A 25,170-nucleotide genomic window follows, 5' to 3' on the forward strand; every position below is an offset into this window, starting at 1 on the left:
CCGGGGTACCCGTTAGTAATCTACGCGCATCAACCGGCGCTCCGGCGCCTCCGCTTCAGCCTTGCACGTCCACCCCCCGGGCCCCCCAGCCATGCAAGGAAAGGCGCAGTACCCGATGCCGACCAACGACCCGCACCCTCCCCCCTACCAGCACGACTACCTGCTGCCCTGGCAGAGTTCGCCACCCGAGCCGGCGCGGTTGCCATCGCCCCGGCCCCTGTGGCCCGCCCCGTGCGAGGACGCCCCGGCGGCCGGCCCCGGCCAGGCAACCGGCCAGCACGGCGATCTGCGCCGGCTGCGCTCCGCGTACCGCGTCCTGCGCCGGGTGGCCACCTTCACCGCGCTCAGCTATTTCGTGCTCTTCCTCGCGCTCTCCGCCTATGTCCCCGAGTTGATGACCCGCCGGATGGGCGGGGGCCTCACCCTCGGTCTGCTGATGGGCCTGGGCCAGCTCCCGGTCATCGGGCTCGCCATCCGTGTGTACGAACGGACCGCCGAACGGACGGTGGACCCGCTCTCGGAGGAGTTGCACGACGACGGCCGCCCCCGGACCAACACCCCTGCCCACCGCCGTGCGCACGCCGCACCCACCCCCCGTACACACACCCGTACATCCAACGACCGGGCGGGACGATGAACGGCTTCGACGAGTCCGCGCAGACCATGTCCCTGGTGGCGTTCATCGCCGTGGCCACGGTGGCCCTGCTGCTCTGTGTGATGACCGGCCCGGAACGCGACGACCTCGACACCTTCTACACCGGCTACCGCACGCTCTCCCCCCTGCGCAACGGCCTCGCCATCGCCGGGGACTACCTCTCGGCGGCCACCGTCCTCGGCGCCACCGGGCTCACCGCCCTCACCGGCTACGACGGACTCGTGGTCGCCCTGAGCACCGTGCTCTCGCTCGTCCTGCTGATGTTCCTGCTGGCCGAACCCCTGCGCAACGCGGGCCGGTACACCATCGGGGACATGCTCACCCGCCGGGCACCGGGCCGCGCGGTCCGCATCACCGCCTGCGTCGCCGCGCTCGCGGCGCTCGTGCCCCTGATGGTCGTCCAGCTCGCGGGCAGCGGAAATCTGCTCGCCTTCATGCTGGGCTTCGACAGCTCCGGATTCCGCACCGGGTCCATCCTCGCCCTCGGCGTCGTGATGATCGCGTACTCGGCGATCGGCGGCATGAAGGGGACCACCCTCATCCAGATAGTGAAGACGGTGGTGCTCCTCGGGGCCTCGCTGCTCGTCTCCGCACTCGTGCTCAACCGCTACGACTGGAGCCTCGGCGCCCTGCTCCAGGCCGCCGTACGCGGCAGCGGGGCCGGGGCGGCGTACCTGCACTCCGGGCTCCAGTTCGACGGCAACGACCTGGACATGATCAGCTCCGAACTGACCCTGGTGCTCGGTGTCGCGTGCCTCCCGCACATCACCATGCGGATGACCAGCGTCAGCAGCGCCCGCGCGGTCCGCCGTTCACTGTCCTGGGCCATCGCCATCGTCGCCGCCATCTGCCTGCTGCTCACCCTCGTCGGCTTCGGCGCGGCGGCGCTCATCGGCCACGCGCAGATCGTCGAGGCCGGGGCCCAGGGCAACAGCGCCATCCTCCAGGTCAGCGGCGCGGTCGCGGGCGGCGGTGGAGCCGGGGCGCTGATCGTCACGCTCATGACCACGGCGATCTTCCTCACCCTGCTCGCCTCCGTCGCCGGAATGATCCTGGCCTGCGCGAACTCCCTGGCCCACGACCTGATCGCCCACGGTCTGCGCAGGCCGGGCAAACCGCCCCTGAAGGAACGCACCGAGATGGGCATCGCCCAGGCCGCCGCCGTCGCCATCGGCCTGCTCACCATCGCCCTCGCCGTCCTCGCCCGGCACTGGAACCTCCAGGCCCTGGTGACGCTCTCCTTCTGCGTCGGCGCCTCGGCCCTGGCCCCGGCGCTCGTCTACAGCATGTTCTGGCGCCGCTTCACCCGCACCGGCCTGCTCTGGACGCTCATCGGCGGCACCCTCAGCGTCCTGATCCTCTTCACCGGCACCAACCTGGTCTCCGGCTCGCCGGACGCGGTGTTCCCGGACGACGACTTCAACTGGTTCCCGTACACGACGACGGGCCTCGTCTCCGTCCCGTTCGGCTTCCTGGCGGGCTGGCTGGGCACCGTGTTCACCCGCCGGGGAACCGAGGAGCAGCGTGAGCAGTACGAGGCGGTGGAGCCCCTGATCCTCGCGGGCACGCCGGGACGGGGGCGGTGAGGGGGCGGCCGGGCAGTTCGCGGTCAACTTGCGTTCCGGGGCCCGCCACGACGAGCCGGGACCACGGGTGAGCGACGCGACTGCTCCGGCCGCGCGGCCGGAGCAGTGACGTCAAAGCCCGTAGGCACAGGCAAGCCGAAATTTCATGCGGGCAGTCTGTACCGCCGGGGGTAGTTGCCGGGGAGGTCGGTGTGTAACGGGCTTCGTGAAAGCGCAAGGCCAGTAGGACCGTTGCTGATACTGGGGACCTTCGCAGCGAGTGTGGTGTCAGTCGGCAGTCGGCCGCCATTGCTGAGCCGCACGGATCGCGGTCCGTGCACCCAAGACTCCGACCGATACTGTCAGCAGGATGCATCCGAGCGCCGCGGCGCCAAGAACGCCCCAGGAAAAGCTACCCTCCTGCACCATGGCGATGAAGAACAGCGAATGCCAGGCGGTGACGACCGTGGCAATGAAGGTGGAGACCAGCAGAGGGACAGTCAGGTGCCAGAAAACTACCGACCGATAGATGTCGTGACTGCCAGTCAAAATGGCCAGAGGTGCCAGAACTTGGCGAATCCTCACGAACTCCGAAGCACTGCTCAGGGCGGCGGTCAGTAGCAGGAGGGCGAGTCCCAGAGACCCGAACAGCAGGGTCCAGTTGTTCAGGCGGTCTTTGTTCGCTGCGCCGACGAGCCACGTCTCACCGGGCGATTCCACATTCACTGCTGGGACCAGTGCGTACGCCGCTTTTTCGATCTGCGCCTGCTGGCCCGGCGCCCTGGTGACTACGAGGAGCGAGCCGTTGAGCTCATCGAGAACCAGCCGAGACGGGGCAACCTGAGTTTGCAGGTTGGGCCCATACCAGCTTGCGATTGCTGAGACCCGGATGTCATTGCTCGTGACTTCCTCTGGCTTCGCAGGGCACGGCAGGCTCAGGGACCGCAACGCGCGGCACGTGCCCTGAACAAGCACTGACTGTTGTTCGGGAAAAGATTTCAGGGAGAAAACGTGGGACCCCTCCGGAAGTGAACGCGAGAGATCCTCAATCACTGATGGTGTGATGTTACGGCTCTGGACACTGACCACCCTGTCGCCGAGTTGGGCCTCAGCGGCGCGTGCCACGGCAGCCTTCTCACCGAGTCGACTGTTCCATACCTGCATCTGGCAGACGAGCCCGATGCCGATGACCATGGCGAGGGCCAGTCGGACGATGACACCCGGGTGCGCCACAGTCCATCGTCCGCCGATCAACGCCCCTGGGCGACCGGTTCGGAATCCTCGTTCGGCAATCACGCTGCCCAGTGCGCGGCAGGCCACCACGACTACGGAGGGCAACAATGCCCACATGACGACGGTGCCGATGGCGAAGACAACGAGACCGGGCACGTCCCTGACGTACTGGCTGAACACGACAGCAGCAACACCCAGGCCGCACCCGACCAGGCGCCAAGGTGGGACCTTCGATGAGAACGATCGGGGCCTGGTGGTGGCTCCGCCACGGTCAATCCGATGGAGGAAGACCACTACGGCAAGACAGATCGCGAAGGACACCATCAGAGCGACGGCCATCATCGGCACCGCCGAACGCACGTCGTCACTGTTCAGCGAATAGCCGGTGGGTGGAACCCTGATATCTATCGACAATGCCACGACCAGCGGGAGAACTGTCAGGACTGTTCCGGCCGCGAGAGGAAGGGCGGCCTCGCCCGTGTTGACGACCGCGCGATGCCACCATGATCCGCCCAATGCTTGCAGCAGGCTGCCGCGACGGTCCCGTGTGCTCGAACCGATTCGTGAGGCAACCACCAGAAGAGCCACCGCCGGCACACCGGTCATCGCCCCCAGAGCGAGCAACACCTGCGAAAGGGGGCGGCCGAGCAGGATCTCCCCCATCGGGTAGGACTGGCCGAATCCCGTTGTGTAGAACCAGGATTCCCTTTCCCGGGCGCTGGGAGGCTGTGAGGGCCTGACGTACGCGAGGCGCTCCGAAGGGGAAGCCAGTCCGGGCTTGCCGATCGATCCCGCATAGCTGCCGTAGCGGCTGGTGATCTGCTCATGCTTCCCCTGGCGGGCCAGTTCCGGTGAAAGCATCACCTCGCCGGGGGCCGGCCAGCGGTCGAGCCCCGGTGGAGGTTGGGCGCCGGGCTTGAGGGGATCGATGTAGATCACGGTGTGCTGGACTTCACCGACTGCGTCGAACGTTTCCCTCCATAGAGCTACGGCACCCTGTTGGCGATCGGTGATCACCGGCCCCCGCGCCTGGTTCCGCGCCGCACGCCCGTCGTAGGTGGCTGAGGCAATGACCGTCGCCAGGGCGACCAGGGCGATCGCCGCCGCAGCGGCGATCAGCGCCCAGAAGCGCAGTCTGTCGCCAGAGCGACCACGCCCGGCCGCGAAACCGATACACAGTAGCTGCTTCCACAGGCGTCCGCCTTGGCCGAGCGGGCGGCGGGTGGATGATTTCGCCTGTCGTTTCGCTTCGGTAACTGAGCTCACGGGCCGACCCCGTCCAAAGAGCCGGCCAGTACGCCGGCCTCGAGCTGTCGTATGCACCCAGCGCGCGCGGCTACCGCTGGGTCATGTGTGACAACCAGTAGAGCGCAGCCTCGCTGTTGGGAAACCGTAAAAAGGAGATCAGCCACGGCTTCGCGTGCCTTGGGATCCAGTGCGCCGGTCGGCTCGTCGGCGAGGAGGACGCTGGGCTCTGTAATCAAAGCCCGGGCGACGGCCGCCCGTTGACGCTCACCGCCCGAGAGCATTCCCGTCGGCGTGCCCTCATCCGGTACGCCTAATTCCACCAGCAGTTCGGCCGCGCGCTCATAGGCGTCATGATGCTCGCCGCCGCCCAACAGTACTGGCAGCGCAACATTCTCCACCGGTGTGAGTTCTGGCAACAGTTCTCCGAACTGAAAGACCACGCCGATGTGCTCACGGCGCACCTGTGCCAGTTGCCGGGCGGACAGACCGGTCAATTCCCGTCCGTCAACCATGATCGATCCGCGATCCGGCCTGATCAGCCCGAGGATGCACATCAGCAGCGTCGACTTTCCGGAGCCGCTCGGCCCCGTGATCGCCATTGACTCGCCCGGCCGGACGTCGAGGTCGACGCCGTCCAGCAATACGCGTTCGCCGAGCCGATGGCAGAGGCCGTCCACCTGTAGACCGGTCGATTTTCCGGCTGTCACTTGTTCGCTCCTTGGTCCTCGCCTCGACGCCGAGGTTAGGCAGATGGGGAAAATGCGGCCGCCGGGCCGGCCATCGAGCGGCGGACCCGGCGGGCTGATCTACGTCAGCGCTTAAGGGGCAACCCAGCCCGAGCAGTCGTCAGGGGTACCGGAATTTTCGTCGCACGCCTGGAACTTGATGATTTTCGAGCCGCTGGCGGATGTGACCCTCGTGCTGGGGCCACTGTGGTTCCACAGGGTCCGCTTGGTGCCGGCGCTGGTCTGGCGGTAGTACTCTGCCTTCCCCGGGTCACCGTCCGAGCTGCCGTCGTACACGGAGATGACACCGGCGTCATCGTTGTACGGAGCCGTTGCCTTGACGCCGCCCCCCGTGGCACTGAGAGCCATCGCACTACCCGTAGGAATCACGAGACCGACGGCAAGCACCGCTCCGATGACGAACTTTATTCGCGACAATTCTGTTCCCCTCCCTGAATTACAAGGCTACTTTTAACCCGCGTTGATCATTAACCAACCAAACCTTTACCGCAAGAGCTGGATTCAGTCATCGCCCAACGCGAAATTGCCACTGCTGCATGAGCTCGATTCGAGGCGCTTCAACGTGGCACAGGAGTTGACGAACAGACAGCTTCACCTGAGCTGAAGGCAAGTTGCACGGATTCTCGCTCGACAGTGCATACCGCGCCTGAAGGTGTCATTTCGCCGACTCACTCACATGACCAGCAAACGCCTGGCAGAGAAGTGGCACGACAGCAATCTCGCCCACCGAACCCGATGCGATGCACGCAGGGGATCATTCGATCCTGGTGGTCCGACAGCAGGCTCGGCGTGCGACATGGAACCTGCGTCCCGGGCAGCCCCGCCATACGGCGCACGGCGGGGCTGCCCGGCCCGGCGGGGAACCAGATACTCAGATGGCGCCGAACTCTCCGGCCTTGATGCCCGCCACGAAGCGCGGGAACGCATCGACACGAAGACCCAAGGTGGGGCCGCTCAGATCCTTGGAGTCACGGACCGGGACCATGCCGCGCGAGGCGACGAGGTTGGCAGCGACCTCGACACAGGCGCCGCCGTTGTCGCTGTACGAGGACGTGAACCAACGGGGGGATTCGGTCGTCATCGGGAGCCCTTTCATCACCTGCGGATCATGACCATGGAGACCGGTCGGGCGCAGTTCCTCCGGCCACCCCTGCCAGTAGGCCGCCAACACGGGCAGAAGTGAAGAGCATTCCCGGTCCAGTTGACCCGGCCGGACGGTCCCGGCGGACGGCTTGAGTTGGTCACCGGGACAGCACGCAGCCCCACCGTGCGAGACGCATGGCGGGGCTGTCCGGCCGGCCCGGCGGGGAACCAGGTGTTCAGACGGTGCCGAACTCTCCGGCCTTGACGCCCGCCACGAAGGACGCGAACGCACCGGCGGGAACGTTCAGAACCGGACCTCTCACGTGCTTGGAATCGCGGACGGGGACTATGCCGGTATCCGACGCGTTCGACGGGGCCCATTCGATGCACTGACCTCCGCCGCCGCTGTATGAAGACTTGATCCAGTTGAGAGGTTCGGTCGTCACGATGTGCCCCTTCGTACCTGAGTGATCATGGCTACAGAGTCCACCTGTGGAAGCGCGTGCTTCTGCAACTGATGGTAGGCCGTCAGCAGGGGCAAAACAGAAGTGGTTTCACGGTCCAGATGGCCCTGAGTAGCGGACTCGGCGTAAGACATGAGGGAGCGGTCTGACAGAGTCAGGATCGTTATCGGCAGGCTGAACGGGCGACGAACCCCCATCGCGAAGTTCGCGACCTGAAGCGTTGCGTTCGGCTGCTCGGCGAACTCAGCCAGCCGTTTCAACTGGGCTTGAATCACGCAAGGTTCCCCAACGGGGCGGAGGATACAGCTCTCGTCCAGCACCATGTGGACCAACGGCGGAGGGCTCCGAACGAGCGCCGCTTGCCGCTCCGCCAGCAGCGAGACCCGCTCCTGTGCCTGCTCGGTGGTAATCGCTCCACGTTCGACGTGGCCCGCCTCGATTGCTGCCGCGTACTCAGGCGTCTGAAGCAGTCCAGGGATGACGCCCACTTCGTACAGTCTGATCTCCGCTGCGCGCCCTTCATATCCGACGTACTCCTGGAAGCCTTCCAACAGCGAACCATGCCGGATGTCGCGCCACTCACGCTCGAACGAGTCAGCAGAGCCGGCAGCGCCGAAGGCGTGATCGACCCGGCGTGAGAAGGGGAGGGTTGGCGGTTTGCGGCCAGTTTCCACAGCCGAAATGTGCTGGCTCGAATAGCCCGTGCGTTCGGCCAGATCCTCCTGACTCCACCCGCGATCCTCTCGGAACTTCCGGACCCGAGCGCCGAAGGCCGCTACTGGGCCCGACTCCGGGTTCAGCTCCTTACGGTTGACCATGCCGTCAACCTTCCCTTCCTTCTATTGCGGCAAGTTGAAGGGGTTCTGACTGTAGGTCACGCTGGCCGCCTTGGTAGTGGAGCAGCTACGGAGAGGCACGATCGTGTGTACAAAAAACGGTTCCCCGAACGGACATGCCTATCTCGTTCCCGCCCCCGGCACCCTCGTGGTCGACACCAGCCGCGCCGACCGCGTAGGCGAGTTCCGTGGGACCGCCGGCCCCTACTGGTCGCTGCGGCCGGTCTGTGGCGGGCAGGAGTGGGAAGCCGCGCCCGAGGATGTCCGCCCCGTGGACCGCATAGAGCGTCTTCGGGCCGAGAACGCGCGGCGCAACGCCCGAAGTGAAGGACGGTTGCTGTGACCGGAGTTCTCGCGTTCTTACCGGTCCGGCTTGCACTGGTCATCGAGTTCGCCGGAATCCGCTTACGGCAGCGCTTCCGCCGGATCACACGAGCACTGGTTTCTCAACCGCCCGGTCCGCACGCCCTGTTCACCGAGTTGCAACGTATCGAGTCGGACCCCGCGTACCGCGCCCGTTTCCTCACCGGACTGGACGCCGCGATCCTCCGGCGCGACGCGGAACACACCGCCGAACTGCACGCGGTGGAGGCGGCGGCCCGCCTGCTCCGGCACTTCATCCACCCCGGCCCCGGCGAACGTACCGCCGCAGCCACGGACACGACCTACGTCGCCGAGGTCACCATGACCACCGGGACCACACCACGCCCCGTCCCCCTCGGCCGGATCACCGCACCCAACCGCCGCCTCGCCCTGCGCTGGCTCCGCACACAAGCACTCCGCCTCGCGGACGGGCACGGACACCTCATACCCCCCGACGCAACCCCCTGGGCCCGGACCGGGAACCACGTACGGCAGGTCGCTTTCCACAGCACCGACGCCCCCGAAAGCCTCCGCGCCTGGGCCACCGACGACCAGCACCAGGCCCACGCACTCCACCACCTCGAAACCCGCCCCCACACCCCCCTCCTCACCGTCACCGACCCCGCCACCGGCCTCCACCTCCACCTCACCGGCCGCCCCGCCCGGCCACCCCGGACCGCCAGACAACTCAAGGAGGAACCATGCCTCTCCTGACCCCGTACGTCGCTTCACGGAGCAGCGACAGGGGCACCCTGCAATCCGCGTTGGGCATCGGGTTCACCGCGAAAGGGCCCCACCTCGTCTACCGGGACGAACGCCCCGAAGACCGGGACAAGCACGGCAACCTCTGGGTCCGCGTCGAGGAATCCGACGACCCCGGACACATCCAGTACGACTCCCTCCACCCCACCCGCCAGCGCACCTGCATGGAACAGCTCCTCTGCCAGATCTGCGCCCGGCCCGCCGACCGCAACAAGGACGGCTGGCTCTTCATCGACTGGCGACGCCAGGACTCACCCCCCACCTGGCCCGAGAAATCCCTCACCACCATGCCCCCGCTCTGCACCGAACACGCCCACATCTCCACCCACCAGTGCCCCTTCCTACGCCGGGACGAACACCTCCTCCTCCGCGTACGCAAACCCCACCTCCACGGCGTAGCCGGAACCCTCTACACCCTCACCACCACCGGCTGGACCACCACCGACAACGGCCAACTCTCCCCCTACAACCAACCCCAATACCCCGGCATGCTCGCCTCCCTCCTCATCCGCCAACTACACGGCGTGAAAGTCGTGGACCACCCATAAGGAGAAGAACCCTTGCCCCGCCGCACCAGTCGCCCCCGCCGGCCCAGTCGCCCCGGTCGTCCCGCTCCTGAGGCGTCCGCCCAGCAGCTCGACGAGAATCGAGTGGGCCGGTTCATGGCTTGGCAGGGGCCGCGTGTACCGGAGGCCGCATGCCCGCCCTCACCCTCCGGGGAGAATGGGGGCATGGAATTGCATGGGGAGAAGGTCGTGCTGCGTCCGGTGGCCGACGGCGATACCGAGATCCTCGAAAGGGTCGTACGTGAACCGGAAGTCGCCGCGTGGTGGTCGCCTCCGGACGACTATGCGGACATGCTGGCCGTGGTGTTCGAGGGTGAGGTCGTCGGCGCCGTCCAGTTCGACGAGGAGACCGATCCCGAGTTCCGCCACGCGGGCATCGACATCTTCCTGACGGCGAAGCATCACGGGCAGGGGCTCGGTGCCGACACGGTGCGCACGCTGGCCCGGTGGCTGGTGCGGGAGCGCGGCCATCACCGGCTGACGATCGATCCCGCCGCGGACAACACGGCGGCGATCCGCTGCTATGGCAAGGTCGGGTTCAAGCCCGTGGGAATCATGCGGGCGTACGGGCGCGACCACCGGACGGGCGCCTGGAAGGACGGGCTGCTGATGGACCTGCTCGCGGACGAGCTGGTCTGACGCGGCCGGCGGCGGCGGTCACGGACCCGTACTCCGCAACCACCGCCGCCCGCGCCCGGTCCCGCTAGCGCCTGGGACCCCCGACCACGTAGACCGCCGTGCCCACGACGGCCAGGACGGCGGCCGTCCAGGTGCCGGCCGCCGTGCCGGGCGGCAGCATCATCCAGGTCAGCACCTGCGTCGCGACACCCGCCGTGGGCGGTACGACGAGGGAGACCGACACCCACGCGAACGGCAGGATCCACGCGTACTGCGCCCCGCACCAGGCCGCCCCGAGGGCGACGAGTCCTGCCAGGCCCGCGCTGTCGCGCACCACGAAGGCGGCGGAGGCCTCCTGCCCGCTCATCGTCCGCGCCGCCAGCAGCACCGCGCCGATGATCACGCCGCAGAGCAGCACGTGCGCCGCTCTGCGGGGCATCCAGCGGATCGCGGCCGTCCGGTCCAGCCCGAGGTCCTGCCCGCCCAGACCGACCGAGAACGCCATGGCCCCCGCTGTGAGGATGAGCATGGTCACCTGCGGATCTCCCAGTGTCCCGCCGCCGATCCGGGCGAGTGCCCACACCACCGCGACACTGAGCAGCACCGCGGCGAGCGAGGCGGGGACGTGCCGCGAACGCGCGTACAGCGTCAGCCATCTCACTGGGTGGGACCACCGTTCAGTACGGTGAGCGCGTCGCCCGAGCAGGAGACCGCGGCGGCGTGCATGGCGCTGATCCGCTGCCGCTGCTCCGCCTTCGACAGTGCGGCGAACTTCTTCCACACCGGGCGGGCCATGTCGCCCTGGTCCTTCGCGGAGTACATGGTCCCGTCGAGCGGGCGGGGTTCTTCCCCGAGGACCCACGCGATCGCGATGCTCTGTGCGGCGGCGTCCTCCTGCGTGCCGCTCTCGGTTTCGCTGCGGGGACTGCACAGCGGGACCATTCCCTGCGCGACGAGAGCCCGGGTGAGGGGCCGCTCGCCCTTGGCCTCGCCGATCGTCCGGTCGTCGAAGTCGAGGAGCACGGAGTCGCGCGACCGTTCCGGCGTGGCGCTGAACGCCTTCGGCACGGTGGTCTCACGGATGGCGACGGGGGCCCGGTCGCCCAGGGCGCCGCGCATCAGTCGAAGCGCCTCCTTGCCGGGACCCCCCAGGTCGTCGAGCCGCGCCTGCCGGAGCTTCGTCACGCACACCGGGCCGTCGCACACCTGCTCCGACGCGGCCCGGTCGACGACGTACGTGTCACGGGCGGTGTCCGGCAGCACGAGCAGAGCGAGCGCCCCGCCCGCCACCAGGGGGGCGAGGGCGAGCAGCCGGGTGCGCCGGCGGGCGGCGGCCAGCAGAACGAGGCCGGTCGCGGCCAGGCCGAGCAGCCAGAGCGTCTGCCCGAGGTGCACGGAGGCGGAGAGCGTGAGGAGCGTGTCGCGTACGTCCGCCGTCGCCGGTGACAGGAGCGAGAGAGAGTTCGGCACGAAGCCGGCGGTCGGCTGCGGGGCGTCCGAAGTCTGGACCTGCCGAAAGAAGTTGTTGAACACGAGGGCGGCCACGGCCAGAGCCGGCGGGGTGAGGATGGAGGGCAGGGCCCGCGCGACCCCCATGCCGAGGAGGGCCCCGGCGCCCAGCGCGAGCGCTCCCACCAGTGAGATGGGCAGCCAGCCGACGTGGTTGTACGCGGCGTCGCCCGCGAGAACCTGTACCGCGCCCACGACGGTGAGGAGAGCGAAGGCCGCGCACAGCGTGAATGCCGTCGTGCCCGCCAGGGTGGCCGCGCGGTGCCGCGCGGGCCGCGGGGTGCTGGTCAGCAGTTCGGACATCTTCGAGCGGTGGTCGCGCAGCCCCTGGAGCGCCCCGAGCCCCACGGCGAGCGGCCAGAGGAAGAACATCACGTACCGGGTCCAGAGGGCCGTGGAGGTCCACTGGGCGGTCCACAGCATCGAGCCCTTGGACCACGGACCGGGGACGAGGAGGAGGAACGCGAGCGCGGCCACCAGGACGACGGCGCCGGCCCATGGGGCGACGGACCGCCGCAGTTCGATGCGCAGGATACGGGTGTTCACCAGGCACTCCTCGTCTGCGCGGGGTCGGCCAGCAGAGCCGAGTAGCCGCGCTCCAGCGGGCTGTCGCCCACGTGTTCCGGGCCGCCCGCCGCCGCCAGTTCGTCCGGGGTGCCCTGGAAGACCAGCCGCCCCTCGGCGAAGAGCACCACGTCGGTGCAGGCGGCGGCCACGTCCTCCACCAGGTGGGTCGAGACGACCACGCAGGCGTCCGTCCCCAGTTCCTGGAGCAGTTCACGGAAGCGCAGCCGCTGTGCCGGGTCGAGGCCGACCGTCGGCTCGTCGAGCAGCAGGACCGAGGGGTCGTTGACGATGGCCTGGGCGATGCCGGCCCGTCGCACCATTCCGCCCGAGAGGGCCTTCATCCGTTCGTCGGCGCGGTCGGCCAGGCCGACCCGCTCCACGGCGCGCTGTGTCGCCGCGGGGATGTCCGCCTTGGGCACCTCTTTGAGCCAGGCCATGTACTCCACGAACTCCCGCACGGTGAAGCGCTTGTAATAGCCGAACTCCTGCGGCAGATAGCCGATCCGGCGGCGCAGCGCTCGGTGCTCGCCGAGCCCGCCCACGGACTCCCCGAGCAGTTCCAGCTCACCTCCGGCGGGGCGCAGCACGGTGGCCAGCGCCCGGATGAGGGTGGTCTTGCCCGCTCCGTTGGGGCCGAGAAGACCGTGTACGCCGGTTCCCAGCGCTATGTCGAGCCCGTCCACGGCCATTCGGTTTCTGCCGACCTTGACCTTCAGACCGGTCGCCCGGATCTCCCAGGCGTAGGCCGTGGGGGCCAGATCGGCCCTGCTCACTGCGGGCATGGTGCGCTTCCTGTTCTCGCGGGGGGTTCGTACGGCGATGGTTCAGGGTTCGTACGGTTGGCCGTTCGGGGTCGTGCGGCAGTGGTTCAGGGTTCGTACGGTGGAGGTTCGGGGGTTCATCGGTGGGCGTGCAGCACGGTGTACGCGCCCCTGCGGGCGATCACGACGGCGACGCCCAGCGCGAGGATCAGTCCCCACACCGGCAGGCCGTCCGTTCGCAGGGCGGCGGCCGTACCGCTGGTGGCCAGGGTCGGCGCCGCCACCACCGCACCCCATACGGCCACCAGGGCGACGGCGGCGCGGGTCACACCGATCAGCCCGCCGAGGGCCAGGGTCATCGAGGTGAAGGCCAGGCAGGGCAGCAGCCACTGCGCGGCCGTCACTCCCGTCGCCCATCCCCCCGCCAGCAGGGCGGGGATCACCACGGCGAGCACGGAGGCGGTGCGCCGCAGCACCAGGTGCAGCCCCGCCCTCGGTGTGGAGGCCGTCAGCTCGTACGCCGGGTCCAGGCCGCGCGACCACGAGGCGGCCACCCCGCACACCGGCAGAACGGGGGCGAGCAGCAGCACCAGCGACACCTGACCGGAACCGGGTCCCGCCAGGTCCAGCAGCAGGGCGAGCAGCGTCACGGCCAGGACCATCGCCAGCCACGGCGTCATCGCGGGTGTCGTCCACGCCGACAGCCGGGTCCGGCGCCTGCGCGGCGGTGCCGGGACGGCCGCGGCCAGTTGGGGTTCGAGACCGGCCCAGACGGCTTCGGTCAGCGCCGCGACAGCGGGCGCCTCGGCCGTGACGGCGGCCGACAGCCGGTCACGGCAGACCCGGCACCCCTCCAGATGGGACTCCAGGGCCCACACCTCGTCCGCGACGAGGTCCGTACCGCCGCGGGCGTACCCGTCGATGAGCCGTGCCGACGCGTGTTCCACATTCATGCCAGCGTCTCCCGCATCGCGATCCGGGCCCGGCGGGCGCGGGTCTTGACCGTTCCCTCGGGCAGTCCGAGCAGGACGGCGGTCTCCCGGACGGACAGTCCGTCGAGCACCATGGCCTGCAGTACGTCTCTGAGTTCCGGTGCGAGGCACCGCAACGCGTCCCCGACGTCACCGCCGACGGTGGCCACCAGTGCCTCGTCCTCGGCCGCGGGCGCCACGGGGTGCGGGGCGGCGGCGGGGGGCGGTTCGGCGTGGTGGGCCCGGCGCCGGAACGCGTCGACGAGGCGGCGGGCCGCGATCGTCCAGAGCCAGCCGACGGCCGTACCTCCGGCCCGGCTCCCGGCGAAGGAACCCGCCGCCCGCCACACCGCCAGATACGTCTCCTGCATGACCTCGGCGACGATCTGCGGGTCCGCGCAACGACGGCTCAGCCGTACCGCCAGCCACGGTGACGTACGCCGGTACAGCTCCTCGAAGGCGGCCCGGTCACCCCGGGCCACGCGTCGGAGGAGACGCTCCTCGTCCAGTTCCTGCGGCGGTGCCGCCCCAACCCGTTTCACACCTGCTAGACGCCCTGCCGGGGCCGCGGGTTTTCCCTGGGGGGTGATCCGGGTCACATCACGGGCCGGCCCCTACGGCCGTACCGCCGGACTTCCGCTCAGAGCGCCTCGCGTGTGTTCCTGTCGGCCAGCAGCAGGGCGAGGGGCCCGGCCGGCAGGAGGAAGTGGCCCTTGGTGGCGGCGTCGACCGCATCCCGCATGCGCCACCAGGTCAGTTCGAAGTCGGCCTCGGTCGGCGTGAGTCGCTGTGGCCCCAGGGTCAGTTCTCGGGCCTCGTAGAGGTGCACGCGGGCCGTGGAGTCCAGCGTCATCGCGTACACGCCCAGGGGCAGCCACCGTTCGGCAATGATGCCTGCCTCTTCCTGGAGTTCGCGCCGCGCACACTCTTCAGGCGACTCTCCGTCCTCTCGCCGTCCGCCGGGCAGGAAGAGGTACTCACCGCCGTGACGTGGAAAATGGGCGCTCAGGAGGGCCACCGAGCCGTCTTGATTGCGGGCCACCACCACGGAGGCGTCGCGTACTGGGCCGCTGTGAACGTCGCTCATGGGCGGCGAGCTTAGACCGACCGGCAAATGGAGGGCGGGAGAAGGAGCGGGGCTGGGTGCGTGCGGCTGCAAGGCGGAGGATTGAGGCATGGCGGAGCCATGGTGATTGACGACAACGCCGCAGATGTGCGTGCCCAGCCCCGCGACGCCGCCCTCCATTTGCCGGTCGGTCTTAGTAGCGGGATCAGACGCTGTCCTTGCACGACAGTTCCTCGACCTCGTCCCACGTCGGCTGGGCTTGCGCGATGTCCTGCCAGGAGGCCGTCGGCAGGTTCTCGGAACGGCTGGAACGCTGCGCCCTGCTGTTCACGTACTCCTTCATGACGTCACGAAGGCGCTCGCAGTCCTTGCGGTGCCCCTTGGGCAACGCGACACCGTAGAGCTTCTGGGGTCCGTACCTGAGGTCCGGGGCGACCACCAGCTCGCCTTTGAACCGCACCTCCAGCCCGGAGAGGGAGAGGCGGTCCATGGCCACCGCGTCGACCTTCCCGCGCCGCAGTCGGTCGACGCATTCGGCGATGTCCGGCTGCACGATCCACCTGACCTCGTCGGACAGCCCGCTGGACGACGGACGTGTGGCGTCCGAGACGCAGACGACCTTGCCGTCGAGGTCGGAACCCTTTTTGTAGGGGTACACCTCGTCGGCGCGGACCAGGACACCGTCCGTCGTCTTCGCGTAGGGCCCCACGAAATCGAACCGGCGCATTGCCTCCGGGGTGATGGCGAGTCCGGCGACCATCTCCACCGCGTTGGCCTCCAACGACACCGTGCGGCTTCTCCGTGTCAGGGCCGCGTACGCCGGAGAGGCGTCGGAGCCCTCCCCCTCCAGCAGGTACTCGACCGTGTCCATGCCGAAGCCGGGGAACCCGCTGCGGGACGCTTCGGGATCGCTTGCGGGGAGGTCCGACACCACACCGACCCGCACCGTTCCCTTGTCCAGGACCGTGTCCCGGTCGGTTGCGTTCCAGGCGGCGAAACCGATGCCCGAGGAGACGAGAACCGCCAGCCCCACCGCCGCCATCACTCCTGCGCGCTTCCGCCGCCGGGGCACGCCGGGGGGCCCGGCACCGGGCGCCGCCTCAGCATCCGGACCCGGGTCCGGCCCCGGCGGCTCCGGGTCCGGCTCCGGCGGCTCCACCGCCGGCTCCACCTCCGGCTCCGGTTCGGCCCGGCGGCGGACCAGGGTGAGGCGGTTCGCCTCCCCCATGGAACGCCGTTGCGGCCGTTTCAGGCCGAGCCCGACCAGCTCCCGGTCGATGCTCTGGTGCACCTCGTCCAGGGTGAGCGGTTCGGGGGCGTCCAGCGCGTTCAGCAGCGCCTGGGTGAACGACGTATGGGCGGCGCCCGGAGGCGCGTGCGAGGGGGCGGTCGCCGTGGTGGAGGTCAGGGTGTAGGTGCCGGTCAGATCCAGCTGGCCCAGGGCCACGCTGCTCGCCGGGGCCATCGCCGACACCGCCTGGCCGGAGAAGCAGCAGTCCAGCAGGAGAACCCGGGACCGGGCGCGGGCGCCGCCGACGTACCGCCTCATCAGATCGACCGGGAGGGCGGAGAAGCCGACGTGCTCGGTCTGCGTCTCGGTCAGGGCGAAGTGCAGCAGTCCGCCGTCGTCGAAGACGCCGTGCCCGCAGTAGTAGACGAGCAGTAGGTCGTCCGCCTCCCGGGCCGCCCGCGCCAGCGCCGCACCGACCGCGATCTCGGCCCGGGGATCGCGCACCACCTCGCAGTGCTCGGGCAGCAGCAGACCGGTCTCCGGATCGGTGAGCCTGCGGTACAGCTCATCCAGGTTCGCCCGTACGGCGGGGATGCCGGGCAGCTCCGGATCGGTGTAGGAACCCGCCCCGATGAGGACGGCACGGCTGGCCGGTCCGTCCGGGAGCCACGCGTCGCTCACGTACGCGGCCTGTCGGCCGCACCGAACCCGTCCGCCACAACGACTCCCCTTCGTAGAGCACTTGGCCCACATCGTACGGTCCGGCCGCCCGCTCCTCGCGGGCGTAAGGACATCCGCTCACCGGCCGGCCCGGCCCGGCCCGTGAACCTTTCCGGCCGCCGCGGGCAACAGGGGGTGCCAGACTCACCGACCGACTCACCGACCGAGCACCCTGGGAGGCGCTGTGCCCGGACGACCACCGCCGCCGGCCGAGCCCGACGACGCCGAGGTGATCGCCCAGTCCCTGGAGCGGCCGGAGCTGTTCGCGGGGCTCTACGACCGCCACGCTCCGGACATCCACCGGTACGCCGCCCGCCGCCTCGGGGAGGGCGCGGCGGACGACATCACGGCGGAGACGTTCCTCATCGCGTTCCGGACGCGGGGGCGCTACGACACCGCCCACCGCCTCGCCCGGCCCTGGCTGTACGGGATCGCCGCCGCGGAGAAGACCGGTCCCCGGCCTGGGCGTGCTTCTGTCGTCCTACCCGGTGGCCCCGGACGCCCTCGCCCGGATCTACCGGGCCATGGCCACGATCCCTGTAGTGGACACCGGCCCCCGCCGGGCACCCCCTCCCCGCCGGGCGTCCCCTCCCCACCGGGCGTCCCCTCCCCCACGTGACCGAGCCCACCCCCCACTCCGTTGAAACTCCCGCAACAATGAAGTGGTGATCACTTCGCCGCCACGGAGCAGCCACCGTCGCACCGAGCACGCGCCGACGCCCTACGTCGACCTGTCACGCGCCGAGTGGAGCGCGCTGCGCGACAAGACTCCGCTGCCGCTGACCGCCGAGGAGGTGGAGCAGCTGCGCGGACTCGGCGATGTCATCGACCTCGACGAGGTACGGGACGTGTACCTGCCGCTCTCCCGGCTACTCAACCTCTACGTCCAGGCCACTTCCGGCCTGCGCGGCGCCCTGAACACCTTCCTGGGCGACGCGGGCAACGGCCACGGCGAACAGCGCGGTACCCCGTTCGTCATAGGGGTCGCGGGCAGTGTCGCCGTCGGCAAGTCCACCAGCGCCCGTATCCTCCAGGCCCTGCTGGCCCGCTGGCCGGAGCACCCGCGCGTGGAACTGGTGACCACGGACGGGTTCCTGCTGCCGATGAAGGAGCTCCAGGCACGCGGCCTGATGTCGCGCAAGGGATTCCCGGAGTCCTACGACCGGCGCGCCCTGACCCGCTTCGTCGCCGACATCAAGGCCGGCAAGGACGAGGTCACGGCACCGGTCTACTCCCACCTGATCTACGACATCGTGCCCGGCGAACGGCTCACCGTGCGCCGCCCCGACATCCTCATCGTCGAGGGCCTCAATGTGCTCCAGCCCGCCATGCCCGGCAAGGACGGCCGCACCAGGGTCGGTCTCGCCGACTACTTCGACTTCAGTGTGTACGTGGACGCGCGCGCCGAGGACATCGAGACCTGGTACCTCAACCGCTTCCGCCAACTGCGCGAGACGGCGTTCCAGAACCCGTTCTCGTACTTCCGCAAGTACACGCAGGTCTCCGAGGAGGAGGCCATGGACTACGCGCGCACCATGTGGCGGACCATCAACAAGCCCAATCTGCTGGAGAACGTCGCGCCGACGCGCGGCCGTGCCACCCTGGTGCTCCGCAAGGGGCCGGACCACAAGGTCCAGCGGCTGTCCCTGCGCAAACTCTGACCCCTGGAGCGCCGTGCTGCATCTGCGTCTGATCGTGCCCGCCGACGCCACGGACGAGGTGGTCCGCCTTCTGGAGACCACCGTGGGCACCGCCCATCTGGCGGTACTGACGGGCGCGGCACGCGACCCCGCCGGCGATGTGGTCCTGTGCGACGTGGCCCGTGAGGCGGGCGATGAGCTGATCGGCGCGCTGCGTGACATGGGCATCGACCAGTCCGGTTCGATCACCGTCGAGAACATGGACCTGACGCTCTCCGCGCACGCGGACCGGGCGGAGAAGGCGGCGCCGGGCGAGGGCGCGGACGCGGTGCTGTGGGCGGAGCTGACGGAGGCGACCCACGAGGAGTCGACGTTCAGCGTCACCTACGTGGCGTTCCTCGCCGTCGCCACGATGCTCGCCGCCTGCGGTGTGATGCTCGACAACGCGATCCTGATCGTGGGCGCGATGGCGGTCGGCCCGGAGTTCGGCCCGCTGGCCGGGATCTCCACCGCCCTGGTCCGGCGCTCCCCGCACCTGGTGTGGCGCGCGCTGTGGACGCTGATCGCGGGTTTCGCCATCGCGATGGTGGTGACGGCCGGGTTCGCCTGGCTGATGGACGCCTTCGGCCTGTTCACCCGCTCGATGGTCGAGGGTGACCGGCCGAACACGGCCTTCATCTGGAAGCCGGACTGGATGTCGTTCGTGGTGGCGTTCCTGGCGGGGATCGCCGGGACGCTCTCGCTGACCTCGGCGAAGTCCGGGGCGCTGATCGGCGTGGCGATCTCGGTGACGACGGTCCCGGCGGCGGCGAACGCGGCGGTCGCGTTCAGCTACTCGGACTACACCCAGACGATCGGCTCCACCCAGCAGCTGCTGGCCAACCTGGGCGGCATCGTCCTCGCGGGCACCCTGACCCTGCTGGTCCAGAAGGGCCTGTGGGCGGTCCACCGCCGCTCGGAAGCCGCGGTGAAGCGCCCACCCGTCTGACCAGGGCCCGGGGCCGGCCCGGCCGGACACTCACCCTGCCCGGCCGGGCTCACCCGGCCCGGACAGGGTCCCGTCCGCGGGCCGGGATCCCGTCCGCCGCCCGGCCGCCGCCCGGCGCCGTCCGTTGGACCGTCCCCGTACCCGCCCCGGCGGTCCCGCGGCCGCTATCCGAGCGCGGACTTCACCACATCGGCCAGCCGGCCGGCCACGGCCCGCGCCTGCTCGATGTCGGCCGCCTCGACCATGACCCGTACCAGCGGCTCCGTACCCGACTGGCGCAGCAGCACGCGTCCGGTGGAGCCCAGCTCGCGCTCCGCCTCAAGCACCGCGGCGGCCAGTTCGGCGCACGTGGCCACCCGGGTCTTGTCGACGTCCGGCACATTGATGAGGACCTGCGGCAGGCGCGTCATGACCCCGGCCAGCTCGGCGAGGCTCCGGCCGGTCTCGGCGACCCGGGCGGCCAGCATCAGGCCGGTCAGGGTGCCGTCACCGGTCGTGGCGTGGTCCAGGACGATGACATGGCCGGACTGCTCGCCGCCGAGCGCGAAGCCCTCGGCCTTCATCGACTCCAGTACGTAACGGTCGCCGACGGCGGTCTGGACGAGCTGGATGCCCTCCCGCTCCATGGCGATCTTGAAGCCGAGGTTCGACATGACGGTGCCGACCACGGTGTCCTTGCGCAGCTTCCCGGCGTCCCGCATGGCGAGGGCGAGCACGGCCAGGATCTGGTCGCCGTCGATCTCCTCGCCCGCCGCGTCCACGGCCAGGCAGCGGTCGGCGTCGCCGTCGTGCGCGATGCCGAGGTCGGCGCCGTGCTCGACGACGGCGGCCCGCAGCAGCTCCAGATGGGTGGAGCCGCAGCCGTCGTTGATGTTGAGCCCGTCGGGCTCGGCACCGATCGTGACGACCTCGGCCCCGGCGCGGGTGAACGCCTCGGGCGAGACGTGGGCGGCGGCGCCGTGCGCCTCGTCCAGGACCACCTTCAGCCCGTCGAGCCGGTTCGGCAGGACCGCGATGAGGTGGGCGATGTAGCGGTCGAAGCCCTCCGTGTAGTCGGTGACCCGGCCGACCCCGGCGCCGGTCGGGCGCGCCCACGGCTCACCGGTGCGGTGCTGCTCGTAGACGGTCTCGATCCGGTCCTCCAGCTCGTCGGCGAGCTTGTGCCCGCCGCGGGCGAAGAACTTCACACCGTTGTCCGGCATGGCGTTGTGGCTGGCGGAGAGCATCACGCCGATATCGGCGCCGAGCGCGCCGGTGAGATACGCGACGGCAGGGGTGGGCAGCACGCCCACGCGCAGGACGTCCACGCCCGCGCTGGCGAGGCCCGCCACCACGGCGGCCTCCAGGAACTCTCCGGACGCGCGTGGGTCTCGGCCCACCACGGCGGTCGGCCGATGCCCCTCGAAGGTGCCCGCCTCGGCCAGTACGTGCGCCGCCGCGACCGAGAGACCGAGCGCGAGCTCGGCCGTCAAGTCCGCGTTGGCGACACCGCGCACGCCGTCCGTGCCGAAGAGTCGTCCCACTGGTGTCCTCCGAGATGCTCCGAAACCGCACAATCACAGCAACAAAAACGGGCAAAACGCAACAACCCACAGCGGCGCGGTGCGCCACCGGGCAGGGAAATGCCAATAAGCGTCTTATGCCGTTATACGCCCGCGAGGGGCGATAAACGAACGCCCCAGCAGCACGGAGTGTGCCGCCGGGGCGAACGTGTAAAACAGACGAGCAGGCGATTTAGCGCTTGCTGTACTGCGGGGCCTTACGGGCCTTCTTGAGACCGGCCTTCTTGCGCTCGACCGCACGGTCGTCGCGGGAGAGGAAGCCGGCCTTCTTCAGCGTGGCGCGGTTGTTGTCCACGTCCGCCTCGTTCAGCGCGCGGGCCACACCGAGGCGCAGGGCACCGGCCTGGCCGGAGACGCCGCCACCCGAGATACGGGCGATGACGTCGTAGCGGCCGTCGAGCTCGAGCACCTTGAAGGGCTCGTTGACTTCCTGCTGGTGCACCTTGTTGGGGAAGTAGTCCTCAAGGGTGCGACCGTTGATCTTCCACTTGCCGGTGCCCGGAACGATCCGGACGCGGGCGATGGCGTTCTTGCGACGGCCGAGGCCGGCCGCGGGCTGCGGGTCGCCGAAGCGGCCGGCGAGGGACTCGCTGGTGTACTCGCCCTCGACGGGAACCTCCGACTCGAAGGTGGTCACCTCGGCGAAGGTCTCTTCGCCCTCAGTTCCCTCGACGGGCGTCTCAACAGTGGTCTCGGCCACGATTCTCCTCAGATCTTTCTGTACGTCTTAGGGGGTGGCCGGAACTACTGCGCGACCTGGGTGATCTCGAACGGGACCGGCTGCTGAGCAGCGTGCGGGTGCTGGTCGCCCGCGTAGACCTTGAGCTTCGAGAGCATCTGACGGCCCAGGGTGTTCTTGGGGATCATGCCCTTGATGGCCTTCTCGACAGCCTTCTCGGGGTTCTTCGAGAGCAGCTCGTCGTAGCGCACCGAACGGAGACCGCCCGGGAAGCCCGAGTGGCGGTACGCCATCTTCTGGGTCTTCTTGTTGCCGGAGAGGTGGACCTTCTCGGCGTTGATGATGATGACGAAGTCGCCCATGTCCATGTGGGGGGCGTAGATCGCCTTGTGCTTGCCTCGGAGGAGGTTCGCAGCCGTGGTGGCCAGACGGCCCAGGACGATGTCCTGAGCGTCGATGATGTGCCACTGGCGCGTCACATCTCCGGGCTTGGGGCTGTACGTACGCACGGTCGTAGCCTTCGCTTCTTCAGTGGATGGGGGTCCAGACACATGGCACCTCTGAAGCGATCATGCAGCTGGGGCTCACAAGGCCGGGACACTGCCCGTATGCGAGCCACTGGTAACTGCTCCAGAGAACCTACGTAAGGGCCCTTCGCGTGAGAACGACGAAGCCAATACGCATAACAATCATCGATTGTACCCGCCACGCCCCCAGCGGGTCAAAACGCGCCGCCCCTACCGCGCCCGCTCCACCCTCCGCTCGTCCCACACCGGCTCGGTCGTCTCCCGGACCACCCCGTCCGAACCGAACACCAGATACCGGTCGAAGGACTTCGCGAACCACCGGTCGTGCGTGACGGCCATCACAGTGCCGTCGTACGCCTCCAGGCCGTCCTGCAGCGCCTCCGCCGACTCCAGGTCCAGGTTGTCCGTCGGCTCGTCCAGCAGCAGCGCCGTCGTACCCGCCAGCTCCAGGAGCAGGATCTGGAACCGCGCCTGCTGCCCGCCGGACAGCTTCTCGAAGGGCTGGTCCCCCTGCCGCTCCAGCTCGTACCGCCGCAGCACCGACATCGCCCCGCCCCGGTCCTTGGCGTGCTCCGTCCACAGGATCTCGACGAGCGTCTTGCCCAGGAGCTCCGGATGGGCGTGCGTCTGCGCGAAGTGCCCCGGCACGACCCGTGCCCCCAGCTTCCACTCCCCCGAGTGCGCCACCGGCTCCCCGGCCAGCAGCCGCAGGAAGTGCGACTTCCCCGACCCGTTGGATCCGAGGACGGCGACCCGCTCCCCGTAGAAGATCTCCAGGTCGAACGGCTTCATGAGACCGGTCAGCTCCAGCCCCTTGCAGGTCACGGCCCGCACCCCGGTGCGCCCGCCGCGCAGCCGCATCTTGATGTCCTGCTCGCGCGGCGGCTCCGGCGGCGGCCCGGCGTCCTCGAACTTCTTGAACCGGGTCTGCATCGCCCGGTAGCGCGAGGCCATGTCGGGGCTGATCGCCGCCTGCTGCCGCAGCCGGTGGACGAGCGCCTTCAGCCGGGCGTGCTCCTCCTCCCAGCGCCGCAGCAGCTCCTCGAACCGGGCGAACCGGTCCTTGCGCGCCTGGTGGTACGTGTCGAAGCCCGCGCCGTGCACCCACACATCGCTGCCCGCCGGGCTCGGCTCCACGCTGACGATCTTCTCGGCGGCCCGGGACAGCAGCTCCCGGTCGTGGGAGACGAAGAGCACCGTCTTACGGGTCTCCTTCAGCTTCCCCTCCAGCCACCGCTTCCCGGGAACGTCCAGATAGTTGTCCGGCTCGTCCAGCAGCAGCACCTCGTCCGGCCCCCGGAGCAGCGCCTCCAGCACGAGCCGCTTCTGCTCACCGCCGCTGAGCGTCCGCACCTCCCGCCACTGCGCCTTCTCGTACGGGACACCGAGCGCGGCCATCGTGCACATGTCCCAGACCGTCTCGGCCTCGTACCCCCGGGCCTCCGCCCAGTCGCTCAGGGCCTGCGCGTACGTCATCTGCGCGGCCTCGTCGTCGACCGTGAGGATCAGCTCCTCGGCCACGTCCACGGCCTTCGCCGCTTCCCGGATACGGGGCTGGGCCACGGACACCAGCAGGTCGCGCACGGTCCGCTCGTCCCGTACGGAGCCCACGAACTGCGCCATCACCCCGAGCCCGCCGCTCACCGAGACCGTGCCGCCGTGCGGCTGGAGCTCTCCCGCGAGCAGGCGCAGCAGGGTCGTCTTGCCCGCGCCGTTGGCCCCGACAAGGGCGACGACGGCCCCGTCCGCCACCCGGAACGAAGCGTCGCCGAGCAGCACCCGCCCGTCCGGTAGGTAGTACTCCAGGTGGCCTGCTTCAAGATGTCCCATACACAGCATTGTCACGGCCTGCGAAGCCCTGGCCCAACCGGTTTACGGTCGGTCTAAGATTCGCCGCATGAGCTTTGGGCAAGGGGGGCCCTCCTGGGGGCCGGGAGATCAGCACACTCCGGACTGGGCGGCACTGGCCGACGAGTCCGCCGCACGCGGCCGACGCAAGAAGTGGCTGATGATCGGCGGCGGCGTGCTCGCCACCGCCGTGGTCGGCGCGATCGTGGCCACGGCCGTCATCTCGACCAACAACGGCAACAAGCCGTCCGGCTCCGACAAGAACGCGAACGAGCTGCCGGCCCCGGCCGAGCTGCCCTCGGACACCTCCGAGCCCGCGCCGTCCTTCTCCTCGGTGGCGCCGCCGCCCCCGCCGGACCCGAAGGACTACATATCCGACGCCAAGAAGGACAAGGCGCCGATCACCGTCGACGGCTTCTTCCCCGGCAAGAAGCTGACGATGGGCGACCGCGTCCACATCAAGGGCGCCACGAACCGCACCACCAGCTGCGCCGCGGGCACCCAGGGCGCGCTCGGCGCGATCCTCACGAACAACGGCTGCGAGCAGCTCATCCGCGCCACGTACCGCAAGGACGGCATCGCGGTCACCGTCGGCGTCGCGGTGTTCAGGACCGAGGCACGGGCGCGGAAGGCCGCCAAGCAGGCGTCCGGCGGCATCGCGTCGCTCAGCGGCGAGGGCGTCCCCACCTTCTGCCGCGCCGGTACGGTCTGCCGCCGCACCGCCAACTCCTACGGCCGTTACGCGTACTTCACCGTCGGCGGCTTCACCGACGGCAAGCGCGTCACCACGGCCGACAAGAACGTGTACGCGGTCGGCGACGACCTGACGGACTTCACGTTCCGCCAGATCAGGCACCGGGGCGAGGTCCAGGCGTCCAACGCGGCGGCGGCCCCCGCCGGCTGACGCCCCACCGGGCACCGCCCCAGGGCGGTGCCCGAACGACCGTCGGCTCCCGAGCGGT

Annotated in this window: 25 protein-coding genes and 1 pseudogene; 10 read left to right on the forward strand and 16 right to left on the reverse strand. The window is 69.4% G+C overall.

Going from position 1 to position 25,170, the window contains the following annotated elements; genetic code table 11:
• The first annotated feature begins 115 nt into the window (after window positions 1-115).
• Complete coding sequence (locus OHA98_RS34860; protein WP_266931717.1) at window positions 116-637, forward strand: DUF485 domain-containing protein; 522 nt, start codon at window positions 116-118, stop codon at window positions 635-637.
• Window positions 634-2,241 carry a cation acetate symporter gene (locus OHA98_RS34865; protein ID WP_266931718.1) on the forward strand — a complete coding sequence of 536 codons (1,608 nt, stop codon included), beginning with the start codon at window positions 634-636 and terminating at the stop codon, window positions 2,239-2,241. The genes OHA98_RS34860 and OHA98_RS34865 overlap by 4 nt, the downstream gene beginning before the upstream one ends.
• A gap of 267 nt (window positions 2,242-2,508) precedes the next feature.
• On the opposite strand, the gene OHA98_RS34870 is transcribed toward OHA98_RS34865, so the two are convergent.
• From OHA98_RS34870 to OHA98_RS34890, 5 genes are all read right to left on the reverse strand, one after another.
• On the reverse strand, window positions 2,509-4,719 hold the full coding sequence (locus OHA98_RS34870; protein ID WP_266931719.1) for a permease: 2,211 nt from the start codon (window positions 4,717-4,719) through the stop codon (window positions 2,509-2,511).
• On the reverse strand, window positions 4,716-5,408 hold the full coding sequence (locus tag OHA98_RS34875) for an ABC transporter ATP-binding protein (RefSeq protein WP_266931720.1): 693 nt from the start codon (window positions 5,406-5,408) through the stop codon (window positions 4,716-4,718). The genes OHA98_RS34870 and OHA98_RS34875 overlap by 4 nt, the downstream gene beginning before the upstream one ends.
• Window positions 5,409-6,318: 910 nt before the next feature.
• A complete protein-coding gene (locus OHA98_RS34880; protein WP_266931721.1) occupies window positions 6,319-6,528 on the reverse strand; it encodes a DUF397 domain-containing protein in 210 nt (69 codons plus the stop codon).
• Window positions 6,529-6,766: 238 nt separating this feature from the next.
• Window positions 6,767-6,976: a DUF397 domain-containing protein gene (locus OHA98_RS34885; protein WP_266931722.1), complete on the reverse strand. Its 210-nt coding sequence runs from the start codon at window positions 6,974-6,976 to the stop codon at window positions 6,767-6,769.
• Window positions 6,973-7,812: a helix-turn-helix transcriptional regulator gene (locus OHA98_RS34890; protein WP_266931723.1), complete on the reverse strand. Its 840-nt coding sequence runs from the start codon at window positions 7,810-7,812 to the stop codon at window positions 6,973-6,975. The genes OHA98_RS34885 and OHA98_RS34890 overlap by 4 nt, the downstream gene beginning before the upstream one ends.
• A 103-nt stretch (window positions 7,813-7,915) precedes the next feature.
• Between OHA98_RS34890 and OHA98_RS34895 the strand changes: the two genes are divergently transcribed.
• From OHA98_RS34895 to aac(6'), 4 genes are all read left to right on the forward strand, one after another.
• Window positions 7,916-8,173: a hypothetical protein gene (locus tag OHA98_RS34895; protein ID WP_266931724.1), complete on the forward strand. Its 258-nt coding sequence runs from the start codon at window positions 7,916-7,918 to the stop codon at window positions 8,171-8,173.
• Window positions 8,170-8,907 (forward strand): hypothetical protein, encoded by a 738-nt coding sequence (locus OHA98_RS34900; RefSeq protein WP_266931725.1) that lies wholly within the window; start codon window positions 8,170-8,172, stop codon window positions 8,905-8,907. The genes OHA98_RS34895 and OHA98_RS34900 overlap by 4 nt, the downstream gene beginning before the upstream one ends.
• Complete coding sequence (locus tag OHA98_RS34905) at window positions 8,895-9,503, forward strand: hypothetical protein (RefSeq protein ID WP_266931726.1); 609 nt, start codon at window positions 8,895-8,897, stop codon at window positions 9,501-9,503. The genes OHA98_RS34900 and OHA98_RS34905 overlap by 13 nt, the downstream gene beginning before the upstream one ends.
• Window positions 9,504-9,686: 183 nt before the next feature.
• Window positions 9,687-10,160: an aminoglycoside 6'-N-acetyltransferase gene (gene aac(6') / locus OHA98_RS34910; protein ID WP_266931727.1), complete on the forward strand. Its 474-nt coding sequence runs from the start codon at window positions 9,687-9,689 to the stop codon at window positions 10,158-10,160.
• Between the two features lie 64 nt (window positions 10,161-10,224).
• On the opposite strand, the gene OHA98_RS34915 is transcribed toward aac(6'), so the two are convergent.
• From OHA98_RS34915 to OHA98_RS34945, 7 genes are all read right to left on the reverse strand, one after another.
• Complete coding sequence (locus OHA98_RS34915) at window positions 10,225-10,800, reverse strand: hypothetical protein (protein ID WP_266931728.1); 576 nt, start codon at window positions 10,798-10,800, stop codon at window positions 10,225-10,227.
• Window positions 10,797-12,194, reverse strand: a complete 1,398-nt coding sequence (locus OHA98_RS34920) for a hypothetical protein (RefSeq protein ID WP_266931729.1) — start codon at window positions 12,192-12,194, stop codon at window positions 10,797-10,799. Before OHA98_RS34920 ends, OHA98_RS34915 begins: the two co-directional genes overlap by 4 nt.
• Complete coding sequence (locus OHA98_RS34925; RefSeq protein ID WP_266931730.1) at window positions 12,191-12,997, reverse strand: ABC transporter ATP-binding protein; 807 nt, start codon at window positions 12,995-12,997, stop codon at window positions 12,191-12,193. The genes OHA98_RS34920 and OHA98_RS34925 overlap by 4 nt, the downstream gene beginning before the upstream one ends.
• Window positions 12,998-13,113: 116 nt before the next feature.
• Window positions 13,114-13,929 carry a zf-HC2 domain-containing protein gene (locus OHA98_RS34930; protein WP_266931731.1) on the reverse strand — a complete coding sequence of 272 codons (816 nt, stop codon included), beginning with the start codon at window positions 13,927-13,929 and terminating at the stop codon, window positions 13,114-13,116.
• Entirely contained in the window at window positions 13,926-14,429 is a 504-nt protein-coding gene (locus OHA98_RS34935) for an RNA polymerase sigma factor (RefSeq protein WP_266931732.1), read from the reverse strand. Before OHA98_RS34935 ends, OHA98_RS34930 begins: the two co-directional genes overlap by 4 nt.
• A 158-nt stretch (window positions 14,430-14,587) precedes the next feature.
• Window positions 14,588-15,034: an NUDIX hydrolase gene (locus OHA98_RS34940; RefSeq protein ID WP_266931733.1), complete on the reverse strand. Its 447-nt coding sequence runs from the start codon at window positions 15,032-15,034 to the stop codon at window positions 14,588-14,590.
• Window positions 15,035-15,218: 184 nt separating this feature from the next.
• Complete coding sequence (locus tag OHA98_RS34945) at window positions 15,219-16,925, reverse strand: transporter substrate-binding domain-containing protein (protein WP_266931734.1); 1,707 nt, start codon at window positions 16,923-16,925, stop codon at window positions 15,219-15,221.
• Between the two features lie 223 nt (window positions 16,926-17,148).
• On the opposite strand from OHA98_RS34945, the pseudogene OHA98_RS34950 reads away from it, so the two are divergent.
• The 3 genes and pseudogenes from OHA98_RS34950 to OHA98_RS34960 all read left to right on the forward strand — a co-directional run.
• Window positions 17,149-17,403 (forward strand): annotated as a pseudogene (locus tag OHA98_RS34950) (RNA polymerase sigma factor); the annotation flags it as partial.
• Window positions 17,404-17,629: 226 nt separating this feature from the next.
• A complete protein-coding gene (coaA, locus tag OHA98_RS34955) occupies window positions 17,630-18,625 on the forward strand; it encodes a type I pantothenate kinase (RefSeq protein WP_266931735.1) in 996 nt (331 codons plus the stop codon).
• A gap of 13 nt (window positions 18,626-18,638) precedes the next feature.
• On the forward strand, window positions 18,639-19,592 hold the full coding sequence (locus OHA98_RS34960; protein ID WP_266931736.1) for a DUF389 domain-containing protein: 954 nt from the start codon (window positions 18,639-18,641) through the stop codon (window positions 19,590-19,592).
• 164 nt (window positions 19,593-19,756) lie between these two features.
• Here OHA98_RS34960 and glmM read toward each other — a convergent pair whose 3' ends face one another.
• The 4 genes from glmM to OHA98_RS34980 form a co-directional block, all read right to left on the reverse strand.
• Window positions 19,757-21,115: a phosphoglucosamine mutase gene (gene glmM, locus OHA98_RS34965; RefSeq protein WP_266931737.1), complete on the reverse strand. Its 1,359-nt coding sequence runs from the start codon at window positions 21,113-21,115 to the stop codon at window positions 19,757-19,759.
• A gap of 211 nt (window positions 21,116-21,326) precedes the next feature.
• Entirely contained in the window at window positions 21,327-21,854 is a 528-nt protein-coding gene (gene rpsI, locus OHA98_RS34970) for a 30S ribosomal protein S9 (protein ID WP_014154572.1), read from the reverse strand.
• 44 nt (window positions 21,855-21,898) lie between these two features.
• Window positions 21,899-22,342: a 50S ribosomal protein L13 gene (gene rplM, locus OHA98_RS34975; protein WP_037688030.1), complete on the reverse strand. Its 444-nt coding sequence runs from the start codon at window positions 22,340-22,342 to the stop codon at window positions 21,899-21,901.
• A gap of 228 nt (window positions 22,343-22,570) precedes the next feature.
• The gene (locus OHA98_RS34980; protein WP_266932544.1) at window positions 22,571-24,199 is read right to left on the reverse strand and encodes an ABC-F family ATP-binding cassette domain-containing protein; all 1,629 of its coding nucleotides are present in this window, start codon (window positions 24,197-24,199) and stop codon (window positions 22,571-22,573) included.
• A 58-nt stretch (window positions 24,200-24,257) separates the two neighbouring features.
• On the opposite strand from OHA98_RS34980, the gene OHA98_RS34985 reads away from it, so the two are divergent.
• Window positions 24,258-25,112: a hypothetical protein gene (locus OHA98_RS34985; RefSeq protein WP_266931738.1), complete on the forward strand. Its 855-nt coding sequence runs from the start codon at window positions 24,258-24,260 to the stop codon at window positions 25,110-25,112.
• Window positions 25,113-25,170 lie beyond the last annotated feature (58 nt).

Origin of the sequence: Streptomyces sp. NBC_00654 (assembly GCF_026341775.1) — a bacterium.
Classification (GTDB): domain Bacteria; phylum Actinomycetota; class Actinomycetes; order Streptomycetales; family Streptomycetaceae; genus Streptomyces.